The organism is Weissella koreensis KCTC 3621 (genome assembly GCF_000277645.1).
Genome location: NZ_AKGG01000005.1, coordinates 225,340 through 238,109, shown reverse-complemented (window position 1 = coordinate 238,109; position 12,770 = coordinate 225,340). Strand labels below are relative to the sequence as shown.

The 12,770-nt window shown below is 37.4% G+C and carries 12 protein-coding genes and 1 tRNA gene; 1 reads left to right on the top strand and 12 read right to left on the bottom strand.

Annotated features, from left to right (window positions below; all coding sequences use genetic code 11):
• Positions 1 to 18: 18 nt before the first annotated feature.
• Positions 19 to 600: a peptidylprolyl isomerase gene (locus JC2156_RS01865; RefSeq protein ID WP_006845144.1), complete on the bottom strand. Its 582-nt coding sequence runs from the start codon at positions 598 to 600 to the stop codon at positions 19 to 21.
• Between the two features lie 150 nt (positions 601 to 750).
• Here JC2156_RS01865 and JC2156_RS01860 point away from each other — a divergent pair, with 150 nt between their 5' ends.
• Positions 751 to 1,437 carry a VTT domain-containing protein gene (locus tag JC2156_RS01860; protein WP_006845143.1) on the top strand — a complete coding sequence of 229 codons (687 nt, stop codon included), beginning with the start codon at positions 751 to 753 and terminating at the stop codon, positions 1,435 to 1,437.
• 65 nt (positions 1,438 to 1,502) lie between these two features.
• Here the strand turns inward: JC2156_RS01860 and JC2156_RS01855 are convergent, their stop codons facing one another.
• The 11 genes from JC2156_RS01855 to JC2156_RS01805 all read right to left on the bottom strand — a co-directional run bounded on the left by JC2156_RS01855 (position 1,503) and on the right by JC2156_RS01805 (position 12,681).
• Complete coding sequence (locus JC2156_RS01855) at positions 1,503 to 2,678, bottom strand: AI-2E family transporter (protein ID WP_006845142.1); 1,176 nt, start codon at positions 2,676 to 2,678, stop codon at positions 1,503 to 1,505.
• A gap of 21 nt (positions 2,679 to 2,699) precedes the next feature.
• The gene (locus tag JC2156_RS01850; RefSeq protein ID WP_006845141.1) at positions 2,700 to 3,710 is read right to left on the bottom strand and encodes a lactonase family protein; all 1,011 of its coding nucleotides are present in this window, start codon (positions 3,708 to 3,710) and stop codon (positions 2,700 to 2,702) included.
• Between the two features lie 165 nt (positions 3,711 to 3,875).
• Positions 3,876 to 3,947, bottom strand: a tRNA-Gly gene (locus JC2156_RS01845).
• Positions 3,948 to 4,026: 79 nt separating this feature from the next.
• Positions 4,027 to 4,959 carry a diacylglycerol kinase gene (locus JC2156_RS01840; protein WP_013989743.1) on the bottom strand — a complete coding sequence of 311 codons (933 nt, stop codon included), beginning with the start codon at positions 4,957 to 4,959 and terminating at the stop codon, positions 4,027 to 4,029.
• 4 nt (positions 4,960 to 4,963) lie between these two features.
• Positions 4,964 to 6,403 carry an Asp-tRNA(Asn)/Glu-tRNA(Gln) amidotransferase subunit GatB gene (gene gatB / locus JC2156_RS01835; protein WP_006845139.1) on the bottom strand — a complete coding sequence of 480 codons (1,440 nt, stop codon included), beginning with the start codon at positions 6,401 to 6,403 and terminating at the stop codon, positions 4,964 to 4,966.
• On the bottom strand, positions 6,403 to 7,860 hold the full coding sequence (gene gatA, locus JC2156_RS01830; protein ID WP_006845138.1) for an Asp-tRNA(Asn)/Glu-tRNA(Gln) amidotransferase subunit GatA: 1,458 nt from the start codon (positions 7,858 to 7,860) through the stop codon (positions 6,403 to 6,405). Before gatA ends, gatB begins: the two co-directional genes overlap by 1 nt.
• Positions 7,860 to 8,171 carry an Asp-tRNA(Asn)/Glu-tRNA(Gln) amidotransferase subunit GatC gene (gene gatC / locus JC2156_RS01825; protein ID WP_006845137.1) on the bottom strand — a complete coding sequence of 104 codons (312 nt, stop codon included), beginning with the start codon at positions 8,169 to 8,171 and terminating at the stop codon, positions 7,860 to 7,862. The genes gatA and gatC overlap by 1 nt, the downstream gene beginning before the upstream one ends.
• 62 nt (positions 8,172 to 8,233) lie before the next feature.
• On the bottom strand, positions 8,234 to 9,598 hold the full coding sequence (locus JC2156_RS01820) for an RsmF rRNA methyltransferase first C-terminal domain-containing protein (RefSeq protein ID WP_038240932.1): 1,365 nt from the start codon (positions 9,596 to 9,598) through the stop codon (positions 8,234 to 8,236).
• A gap of 21 nt (positions 9,599 to 9,619) precedes the next feature.
• The gene (locus JC2156_RS01815) at positions 9,620 to 10,432 is read right to left on the bottom strand and encodes a Cof-type HAD-IIB family hydrolase (RefSeq protein WP_038240995.1); all 813 of its coding nucleotides are present in this window, start codon (positions 10,430 to 10,432) and stop codon (positions 9,620 to 9,622) included.
• A gap of 248 nt (positions 10,433 to 10,680) precedes the next feature.
• Positions 10,681 to 11,670, bottom strand: coding sequence for an aldo/keto reductase (locus JC2156_RS01810; RefSeq protein WP_006845134.1), 990 nt, complete (start codon positions 11,668 to 11,670; stop codon positions 10,681 to 10,683).
• A gap of 36 nt (positions 11,671 to 11,706) precedes the next feature.
• Positions 11,707 to 12,681, bottom strand: a complete 975-nt coding sequence (locus JC2156_RS01805) for a ribose-phosphate diphosphokinase (RefSeq protein WP_006845133.1) — start codon at positions 12,679 to 12,681, stop codon at positions 11,707 to 11,709.
• Between the last annotated feature and the right edge of the window lie 89 nt (positions 12,682 to 12,770).

Below are 12,770 nucleotides of genomic sequence, written 5' to 3'. Positions count from 1 at the left end.
TAATCTTCGATAATAAACTTAAGCTTCTAGATAAGCACGTGTAATAACGATTGGATCAATTGGCTTATCAGCATAATCAACTTTTACCTTTGCAATTGATTCAACAGTATCCAATCCTTCTAAAACATGTCCAAAGACAGTATGACGACGATCTAACCAAGGTGTTCCACCTTCAGTAGCATAACGGTTCGTTACTTCTTTAGGCATAATGGCATCTAGTTGCTTAATCATATCATTTGGCACATGTGATGATTCTACAATAAAGAATTGTGACCCATTAGTGTTAGGGCCAGCATTAGCCATTGATAGTGCTCCGCGGAAGTTAAAGACCTCATTTGAAAATTCATCCTCAAATGAATCGCCCCAGATAGATTCTCCTCCCATTCCAGTTCCAGTTGGATCACCACCTTGAATCATAAAATCACTAATAACTCGATGGAAGATAATTCCATCATAATAACCTTTTTCAATTAATCCAGTAAAGTTTTCGACGGTTTTAGGTGCCTGTGTTGGAAATAATTTAAATTTAATCGTTCCCATTGTTGTTTCAAAAACAGCCACTGGTCCTTCAACATGTTCTAAATCAAATTGTGGTAACATTTGTATTCTCATTTCTATTCTTATTTTTATAAATTTTATAAAAACAATTATACCACATCAAATGACTAGCATTTAACTAGCATTCAGGCTAAAATTAATAATTGTTTAAACCTCATTAATGAATAAAGTTAAAAACGGAGATTTCTAAAAATGAATTATTTTCAAATATTAATTGATATTATGCTACATCTTGATAAGCATCTGGCTCACTGGGTTAATATCTTAGGACCTTGGTCATACGTATTACTATTCGCCGTTATCTTTATTGAAACTGGAGCTGTTATTCTTCCATTTTTGCCAGGTGACTCTCTCTTATTCGCTGCTGGTGCCATTGCTGCAATTCCGGGAAGTGAGCTTCACCATTATGCATTGATCCTCTTGTTCTGGTGTGCTGCAGTTCTTGGTGACTCTTGTAATTTCTTCTTAGGTCGAACTATTGGACTGAAATTAGTTCATCACCCCCTACTTGGTCGCTTCATTAAGCAAAAGCAACTGGATGAAGCCAATAATTTTTTTATTAAACACGGTCCACTTGCTATCATTTTTTCACGATTCTTACCTATTATTCGAACGCTTACTCCATTCGTATCTTCCGTCTCGGGCTTTTCATACAAGTCCTTCGTTATTCTAGACATCATTGCAGCTACTCTTTGGACTACCATTGCAGTTGAGGCTGGCTTCTACTTTGGAAGTATTCCATTCATTCGTGATCACTTTTCATTAGTTATTATTGGGATATTAGTTGTTACAGCCTTACCGGCTATCATTGCTGGTCTGCGTTCTTACCTCGCTAGTAAAAAGGAAAAAAAGATGAGCCAAAGTAACATTGAAAATTAATCCGATTTAAAATATCCAACAAAAAAGATTCGAACTTTTTAGTCCGAATCTTTTTTATTTTTTTATTATTTAGGGTTTGGTTTTAATTGAATAGCTTTCTTGGAAGACTCATCTTCATCTTCATACAACGAAGATGCACTTTGCCACCATTGATATAATTTTGAAATCAAGACCTTCAAAACAGCATACCCCGGAATACCAAACAAAACTCCTAAGAATCCAAACATATTACCCGCTGATAATAAAATTACTACCACAGTGACGGGATGAATTTTCAATGAATCACCTAATAATTTAGGTGAAACCACCTTCCCTTCCAAAAATTGTTCAACTGAAAAGACGATTAAAATTTTAACTAACATCATTGGTGAAATAAAGATCGCAACAATCACCGCCGGAATCATCGCTAAAAACGATCCCAAAAAAGGAATTAAATTTAAAAATCCGGCTGCGATCGCAAGTAGCCATCCATATGGCAATCCCACAACTGTAAATCCAATTGCAAACATAATTGCTACTGCCACCGCCACAGAAATTTGTCCACGAATATAGTTAGACATTTGCATATTGATTTCAGTAATAGTTTCATGCATAGAACCTTGCATGCGCTTTGGCAAAAACTTAACTATAAAATCAGGCAATTGGTGTCCATCTTTTAATAGATAAAAAAGTATTAGCGGGAAGGTGACAATCGTTATCACTACCGAGCTCATCGTTCCAAAGACTGAGGAAACATGAAACGTTCCTCCTGTTGTCAACGATTTCAAAGTTTGATCAATCATTTTATCATTCTTTTTGAGCCATTCATTTACCATTTTAAAATCGTTATTTTTCATCAAGGCATCAATCCAATTGGAAATACCTCGCCAATATTCTGGCCAATGCTGTATCAAACTATAAATTTGGTTCTGAAGCCAAGGAATCACTGCAATAACTGCTAATACGATTAACAAAATCAAGCCAATAAATTGACCAGTAATCGTTAATACCCGATTTACATGGTGACGTTCCTCTAACCAATCCACCATAGGATTCATTAAATAATAAAATAATCCCGCTACAATAATTGGTGCCCCTACTGCTGAAAACAGTGAAAAGAGTGGTTGGAAAATAAAATCAACTTTTTGTAGCATGAAAATAATAATCAAAACCAGTAAAACAACTAGCAATGCTGAAACAAATTTATTATCCCAAAACCATTGCCAGGTCCATGATCGCCTTGATTGATCTTTTTTATCCATATATTTTTCCTGCCCCTATTCTTATTTAGAATTAAATTCAACTCGAACACCCTCAGGAATCATAAAGTCTTTTTGACTCAATGTTAACTCTCCTGTTTGATTATCACGCTTAAAGACACTTACATTATCAGTATTCTGATTTGCGACGATTAAATATTCTTCTGTAGAATTAAACGCCATATCTCGTGGAAAGTCACCTTCTGTACTAATTAATTGAACTAATTCAGCTTCTTCACCAGCGACATTAAATACCGCAACAGAATTATTTCCTCGGTTTGAAACATAAACAAATCGGCCATCCTGAGAGACCCGAATTGCCGCCGCCCCATTATGTTCTGTCCATTCAGACGGAATCGTTGCCAAGGTTTGTTTTACAGCTAGTTTACCATCTTGATAATCCAAAATCATTAGTTTTGAAGATAATTCACCCAATAAATAAGCCGTTTTACCATCTGGACTAAACCGAATATGCCGAGGACCAAATCCAGCTTCAGTTTGAAAACGAGTTTCAGATGTTATTTTACCTTGTTCAGAAAGGTCAAAAAACAAAACTTCATCAGTCCCTAAATCAACAACTACCAATTTTTGATCTGGTGTCAAATTCGTAAAGTGGATATGCGAGCTAGTTTGTTCTGGTCGAGGTCCGCTCCCTTCATTTTGAAAATGATCACTCAATGTTAACATCCCATTTTGATCCATTTTAAAAATATCGAGCGTACCTTTATGATAATTACCAGAAAATAGTAGTTGGCGCTTAGTATCAAGCCCTAAATAAGCTGGTGAGGCTCCTGGTTGTAATAATGTTTGCTTAATCTTTCCAGTGATAGCATTCACTACTGCCACCCCACCCTGATCATCAACTTTATCAACAGTATAGATGACATCGTTATTGGCTAGCGTCGTATAAGTCGGACTACCTAACTTAGCTACTAATTTAGAATTTTCCAAATGGCCATCAATTAAATCTGCTTGATATAGCCCTTCTGAAATACGTCGAGTATAAGTCCCAAAGAAAACTTTTTCATTTAGCATTAATTATTTCCCCCTATGATTTTAATTCTTATTTATTATATCATGAGTGCGCTTTCATTAATTTTAATAAATCATCTTTTTTAATCTCAGACATAATACATCTTAACAATTTGAAATAAAAAAGACCGAAACAATAATGTTTCGATCTTTTCAAGTTTTAATTTAAGCGGATGACGGGAATCGAACCCGCATTCTCAGCTTGGAAGGCTGGAGCACTAGCCATTGTACTACATCCGCAATTACTTGCTGTTGCCTTAACAACATAAACTAGTATAACTAATACCCAAGTAATTGTCAAACATTTTTTTATTTTTATTTATAATAAGTTCTTTTGATCTTTCTCACTAAAGTTGGACACAATTTCAATATGTCTTTGATAATTATCAAAGACCATTGGTGCATCGCCCCCATATTCACCATCTAAGTTAACCATCACTTGTTCATCTGCATTAAGCGACTCAACTTCAACATGAGAAGATTTAACATAAATTAGATTAGGATCATCAACATGTCGTCCACCATTTAAGACTTCAGTAATCAATGTCATAATTTCTGGAATTTTAGTAGTCTTAACAATCAAAACCGTAAATTTACCATCATTTAACTTAGCATCTGGCACAATTGATTCAAAACCACCCACAGAATTTGTTAAAGCTAAGAAAAACATAGATGAAGGGCCTTCATAAACACCCTCATCATATTTCACCCGCAGATGCATTGGCTTAGTTCGGGGAATTAATTCAGCTCCCTTCACAACATAAGCTAAATATCCGTACATAGATTTCAGCTTTGATGGCACCTTATAAGTTAATTCTGAAATTGAACCACCCGCGGCAATATTAATGAAGTATTCTTCATTCGCACGACCAACGTCCATTAAAGCTGATTGATCTTTTAAAATAACTGATGCAGCTTCAAATGGCTCGTTTCTAGGGATTCTTAAGGCTCGCGCAAAATCATTTGTGGTTCCAGCGGGAATAATCGCTAATTTTGGGCGATGATCTAATGACGCGATTCCGTTAACAACTTCATTAATTGTCCCATCTCCACCAGCAGCAACAAGTAGATCGAATCCATCCAAAGCAGCTCGTCGAGCTTCATTTTCAGCTGATTTCGGACTTGCTGTCGTGGCAAAAGCTGACGTTTCATAACCTGCCTTTTCATAGACTGATAGAATATCAACTAAATCACGTCTAATTGCTTCTCGACCAGAGGTCGGATTATAAATAATACGCGCTCGCTTATTCATCATCTTACCTCCGCGCTTCCAAAGCCTGGTGCATCAGATCATTTACAACTGTTGGATTGGCATTTCCTTTTGTCATTTTCATAATTGGCCCAATTAACGCTTTAGTTGCTCGTTCTTTTCCACCTAAGAAATCAAGAACTGATTGTTCATTATCATCTAAGACACTATTAATCATTGGCAAAAGAACCGCTGGATCTGATAATTGCTTCAAATCATGATCTTCAACATACTGTACCGGTTCTTGTCCTTCAGTGATTGCTTTAAAGACCTGTTTGGCCATTTTCGTTGAAATCGTACCGTCTTCAATTAATTTAATCATATCAGCCAAATACTTTGGGGTTAATTTCGTTTCTTGCAAATCTTGATGGGTTGTATTCAAAAATGCATTCACATCCCCAATTAAATAATTTGCGGCCCGTTTAGCATCAGCTCCAAATTCAACCGTTTGATCGAAGAAATCAGCCATAGCCAATGTCTGAGTCAATACTTCCGCATCATAGGGTTCTAATTTCAAGTCGTTAACATAGTGCGCTCTTCGTACACTCGCTGCCAATGGCAACTTATCTTGAGCTCTTTGAATCCAATCTGCATCAATATGAATTGGAGCCAAATCAGGCTCTGGGAAATAACGATAGTCATCAGCGGTTTCTTTAACTCGCATCAAAATCGTCTCACCAGTAGTCTCATCATAGCGTCGAGTTTGTTGCTTTAAAGTTTTACCAGCTAAATACAATTTAGCCTGGCGTTGCTCTTCAAACATCAAACCTTTTCGAACATAGTTAAATGAATTCAAATTCTTTAATTCAATTTTAGTTCCATGTTGATTTGAACCAATTGGCCGGATTGAAATATTTGCATCAACTCGCATTGAGCCTTCTTCCATCTTAACATCTGAAATTCCCGTAAATTGGATTGCTTCCTTCAACTGTTCCAAATAAGCATAGGCTTCATCCGGAGACTTCAAATCAGGTTCACCAACAATTTCAATCAAAGGAGTTCCTTGCCGGTTTAAATCTACATATGAATATCCGTCACCTGAATGGGTGTTCTTACCCGCATCTTCTTCAACGTGCATTTCAGTAATTCCAACTCGCTTTTTTTCACCATTAACTTCAATTTCTAACCAACCATTTTTAGCAATTGGTTCAAATTGTTGAGTTACTTGGTAAGCCTTTGGATTATCAGGATAGAAATAATTCTTACGATCCCAGTGTAAATTAGGTATAATTTCAGCATGCAAGGCTAAAGCTGCCATCATACCAGCTTCAATTGCTCCTTTGTTGGCTTGTGGCAAAACCCCTGGATAACCCCAATCAATAACGTTAGTATTTAAGTTTGGCTCTGCTCCATAACTAGCAGGAGCTGGTGACATCGCCTTTGAATTTGTTTTTAATTCAACGTGGACTTCAAGTCCAATTGTGGTTTCAAAATTTGAAATGGCCATTAATTTTCACCTCCAGGAATTTTTTCAAATAAACGTGTGGCCTGTTCAAAAGCATACGCCGCTTGATAAATTTTTGCTTCTTCAAAACGATTTCCGATCAATTGCATTCCAACTGGTAAACCATCTACAAATCCAGCATTAATTGACATACCAGGCAATCCAGCTAAGTTAACAGGAATCGTCAAAGCATCGTTCATATATGCCACTTGTGGATCATCTTGATTTTCACCAAAGCCATAAGCAATATTAGGTGTCGTTGGTGCTACGATCAAATCATATTGAGCGAAAACATTTTGGAACTCATTAGCAATCAATGTTCGAACTTGTGCTGCTTTTTTAAAGTAAGCATCATATGAACCAGCTGAAAGTGAATAGGTTCCCAACATAATCCGTCGTTTTACTTCATCTCCGAACCCTTGTGTCCGCGTTTGAACATAAAGGTCTTCTAATGTTTTCACATTTTCAGCCCGGAATCCGTAACGAATCCCATCAAAACGTTGCAAATTAGAAGATGCTTCTGAAGAACCCAGAATATAGTAAGCCGCCACACCATATTTAGTATGTGGTAATGAAACCTCTTCAACCTTAGCTCCCAAAGCCTCTAATTGAGCAATTCCGGCTTTAACTACTTCAACAACTTTTGGATCTACCCCTTTGCCAAAGTATTCTTTAGGAATCGCAATTTTCATTCCCTTGACATCACCAGTTAATCCAGCAGTAAAGTCAGGGACGGTTTTCTTTGATGAAGTTTGATCTCGTGCATCATAACCAGCAATGGCATTCAAAACGAGCGCATTATCCTCAACCGTCCGTGTCAAAGGCCCAATTTGATCCAAAGATGAGGCAAAAGCAATCAATCCCCACCGAGAAACACGTCCATAGGTAGGCTTTAAGCCAACAATCCCATTAAAAGCAGCTGGTTGACGAATTGATCCACCAGTATCAGATCCAAGAGCAAAAGGAACTTGTCCGGCTGCCACAGCAACGGCTGATCCACCTGATGATCCACCTGGAATTTTAGTTTGATCCCAAGCATTTTTAGTTTGCTTATAATATGAAGTTTCAGTCGTTGAACCCATAGCAAATTCATCCAAATTTAACTTACCAACTCCAATAGCCCCAGCTTGCTCTAAGTTTTCTAAAACTGCTGCGCTATAAACTGGCTTAAAATCTTTTAGGATCCTTGAAGCTGCAGTAGTTTGAACATCCTTAGTAACCATATTATCTTTAATTCCAAATGGAATTCCAGCTAATATTTGATCTTCTTCAATCCCATTTTTATCCAAATTTTGGGCTTGTCCTAAAGCTTGCTCTTCCATCAAAGTAATGAAAGCTTCATAACGATCATCAGTAGCTTTAATATTATCAAAAGTTTCCTTAGTTAAATCACTGACTGATAATTCCTTAGCAATCAAATCTTGGTGTAAATCTTTTACTGTCGTTTTTAGAAAGTTCATTATTTATCTTCTCCTGCCGTCAAGATTGCTGGAACCTTAATCAAGGTTTCCTGAGTTTCAGGGGCATTTTTCAATAATGCAGCCCGTTGCTTAGCATCAACTGCCTCATCTTCACGTAATTCATTTTCCCCATCGGTCATTGAATACGTAGGTTCAACACCCTCTGTATCAACTTCTGCCAAAGTATCAACTACTTCAAAAATTTTATCTAATTGATTGGTGAAAATTGTTTTTTCTTGCTCTGTTAAGGCTAATTTAGCCAAGCTAGCTACGTGTTCGACTTCAGCTTGCGTAATATTATTTGTTGTCATCAATTCAAAGTCCTTTCAAGATTCTGTTTTAATTTTATCATTTAAAAATGATTTATTTAATTTTATTTAGGCATAAAACGGAGACCTTTAGGATAGAAATTTTTCATTTGTCCATCAACTAGCTTACCAAATCCAGTTCCGTTGCCATTAATCGTCAACAGATACCAACCTTTCACTTGTTGAATATCGGAATCAACAAAAAAAGTTTCCCCATGAACATATTGAGCCCACTGTTGATCGTCTAAAGGATAAACATGCTTAAACATTTCCGGTTGTTCTGCCAAAGCCAAAGCCAAATTAGGTTCAAACCGATTCTTTTTAAAGGTACCCAAATTCAAACCTGCACGTAAGACGCGCAATCCTTTCAAACTTGGTGTATCAGTTGGGACTAAATAAAGTTGATCTCCAAAAGTTATTAAAGTCCCCATTAATGGTCGTTGCAAAGTTTCATCAGCAAAAGTTTGCCAGATTTCTTTTTGGCTATCCGTCAAATTAGTTTTTACGACTTCCGGTGCCTTTTTAGCTACAGCATCAGCTTCTTTCAAACGCAAATGTGCTATGAAATGTCCTTCTCCATCTAAATGATGCGGAAATAATCGTGCCGTCTTTACCAATTCAGGATTACCATCGGCCCATTCTGGTCGACCATCATCCACTCCTTTTGGCTTATCAATTGGCATCAATTCTAACTCAGGATAACTATCCAACAACCAAGCAATAATTTGTTCATCTTCTTCAGGCGCAAAAGTACAAGTTGAATAGATTAATTCTCCACCACTTTTCAGCATTTTTAATGCTTCCACCAAAATTTCCCGTTGTAACTTTGCACAACGGCTCGGATAATCAACATCCCAATATTGCATCGCATCTGGATCTTTGCGAAACATCCCCTCACCTGAACAAGGAGCATCCAAGACAATTCGGTCAAAATATCCGGCGAATTTTGGCACTAGTTCAGCCGGTGCATGGTTAGTGACTAAAACATTCTTAGCTCCAAATCGTTCTACATTTTCACTTAAAATTTGAGCCCGTTTCTTGAAAATTTCATTACTTACTAACAAACCTTTTTGATTCATAAACGATGCCAAGTGAGTAGTTTTACCCCCTGGTGCTGCGGCTAAATCTAAAACTTTTTCGTCAGGCTGGGGATGTGCAATTTCTCCCACTAATTGGGCACTCGGTTCTTGAGAATAAATTAGACCTGTTGTATGGTCAACTGAATGACCTTTCACCCGTCCAAATCGTCCCCAATTTCCCCAAGCAACTGCTTGAGTAGTTTGCGTATCATATAGTGTTTGGTTAGCTTTTAACGGATTAATCCGAAAGCCCTTTTGTACTGGTTGTTTAAAAGTGGCAAAAAAGGCTTCTGCCTCATCCCCCAACAATTCCGCATAACGTTCTTTAAATCCCTGTGGAAAATCATCCATGATCATTACTTTTCCTTACTTTTATAAAATCGTTTTAATATAACGCGCTAATCCATCTTGCTCATTCGTATAGGGGGTGACATCATTAGCAACTTTTTTCAATTCCGAATTTCCATTCTGCATCACCACCCCGTGGCCTGCATACTCAATCATCTCTAAATCATTCATCTCATCACCAAATGCATAAACATCATCTTTAGCAATTTGATATGACCTTTGCAGCACTTGGAGCCCAGTATCTTTGGCAACCCCCGCAGGAGCTACTTCAAGAACCGGCGCATCACCACCCCAAATTTTAACGTTGACATTTTCTTTACCATAACGTGTTTGTATCCAATTTTGAATCTCAGTTTGTTTAGATGCATCAATTGCATGTAATAAAATAGCATTCACATCGGTTTTTAAATTAGCCTTATTTAACTGACCTTTTAACTTATTATCTTGTGGGAAAAATTTTTGATTTAATTTTTTAACACCAAACTGTTGACTCCAGGCTTGCTGATTTTGTTCCGCAATAACCAGATCAACACCTAAGTCACCTGCTTGTTCCAATAAATCAAAAACAATCGTGCGCTGAACTTGATGAGAGTAAGCGTCTCGCCAATTTTGATTAGGAATGGCGCCAAGTGCCCCATTGAAATTAATCATAGGTGAGTGTAAGCCTAGCTCTTGATAAATTGCATTGGTTAACCGCGGTGGACGTCCCGTAATAATCGAAATAATATGTCCTTCAGCTTGGGCTGCTTGCAATGTTTCGCGGGTATATTTTGAAATCATCCCAGCTTCATTTAAAGTAGTATGATCTAAATCAATTCCAATTAACTTACGTGCCATTTTTCGTCCCCCCATCGAATCCTTTATCCCAATATTATAGCAGAACTTCAAGGCGCCTCCCAATTTATTATCACCATGCTTATCTACTACAATATTAATAGCTTTATTAATCCAAAAAAAACCAAGATAAGCAAAATTCTCATCAAAAAACTTAGCTAGTTTTATTTGAATAAGAATTTTCATCATATATCTCAGCTTTTAGATTAAATCAATTTTTTATTGCATCAAAGATGATTCATTTTCTTGATTTAATTTAAAATATTTTCAATTTTTTGTAACTCTTCATCTGACAATTCTAAATTATCAGTAACTTTAATATTATCTAACAAATGCTCAATTGATGATGCTCCAAAGACAATCGATGCCACCCGTCGATCTTTCAAAAGCCATGCCATGGCTAATTGTGCTAACGTTTGACCTCGATCTGCAGCAACAGCATTCAAAGCATTCAGCTTAGCTACTGTTTCATCTGGATTATCTGCTAATCCGGCATTCGTCCGATGAAGAGGGAAATCAGTTGGGAAACCATCAAGATAACGGTCTGTCAATAACCCTTCTGCTAGTGGCCCATAAGCTACTAATCCAGCATGATTCTGATCCAAAATTGACAACATATCATTATCTTCGGCTTCATTTCTGTGTAACATATTATATGAAACTTGATTAGTTACAAACGGCGTCCGTAATTCTTTAAAAATTTCCGCAATAGCTGCCGTTTGCTCAGCTGTATAGTTTGAAACACCAACATACAAAGCCTTACCTTGACGTACTAATGAATCTAAAGCAACAGCGGTTTCTTCTAGATTAGTATTTGGATCCCAACGATGAGCATAAAAAATATCTACATAGTCTAAATGCATTCGTTGCAAGGACAAGTCCAATGCTGCCCGCAAAGTTTTACGTCCTGAAAACTCGCCCAAAGGTCCTGGCCACATATGATAACCTGCTTTGGTGGTAATCACTAATTCATCACGATATGCTTTTAAGTCAGAATTGAAAACTGCACCAAACGTTTCTTCGGCACTACCATTTGAAGGACCATAATTTGAGGCATTATCAAATGAATAAATTCCATTATCAAAGGCTTTTAAAATCACTTCTCTTGAATTAGCCAATGGCTTTTGATCACCAAGGTTGCGCCAAAGCCCAAACGAAAGCGCTGGTAAAATTAGTCCTGAATCTGAAACCCGCCGTGCGGGAACCTTTTCATAACGATCTTCTGCTGCTGAAAATACCATAATTCCAATTCCTCCTCATTCAAAAAACTAAGTTACTTAAATTTTTATATCTGGCTTAATCCGTGATCGTAACAAACCAGATAAGTCTTTATCTTGTCGAACGCGATTAATTGCAGCCGCAATTAATGGGGCCACGGTGATAATATTTAACTTATCAAATTGTTTTTCTGCCGGGACCTCAACGGTATCGGTAATCACAACTTGAGAAATTTCATCACAGTTCTTTAAACGCTCAGCGGCACCATCAGACAAGACGCCATGAGTCGCAACAACTGATACATCAATCGCTCCGGCATACTTCACTGCTTTGGCCGAAGTAACCATCCGCCGACCAGTATCGATAATGTCATCAATGACAATGACTCTTTTTCCCGCAACTTCTCCTACTATCCCGTTGGGGCTCTTAATATCTTCTTGTACTGCACGATCATTGATTACACCCCAATTTGCTTCCAAAATAGACGCAAATTGACGAGCTCGTCCGGCTCCGTTATGATCTGGTGCAAATACCACGGTATCTTCACCTGTAAAATTACGTTCCAAGAAGTAATCCGATAACAATGGAGCTGCCAACAACTGATCAACTGGAATATCGAAAAATCCTTGAACCTGATCAGCATGTAGATCAATTGCTAAGATGCGTTGCACACCGTTCATTTCCAGTAATGATGAAACCATTTTAGCCGTAATCGGTTCACGTGACTTAGTCTTACGATCCTGTCGTACGTATCCAAAATAAGGCATAACAACATTAATACCATGTGCGGAAGCCCGACGCAAAGCATCTACTACAATCATAATTTCCATGAAACTATCATTTACTTCTCCAGAAATGGGGGCCAGAATATAAACATCAGCTCCACGAACGCTTTCTAAAATTCGTTCATAAATCTCACCATCAGCAAATTGGTTGATAGTCATCGGCATCAAATCTGCACCCATTTCATCGGCAATTTTTTGCGCTAATTCATGATTAGTGCTCAAACCAATCAACTTTAATTCATGCTCCACCCGCTTATTCCTCCGTTTTCTATTACTTTATATTTTACCAAAAAAACATCATTAACGCAGTAGGTTAAGTGAAACTATTTACTTTTAAT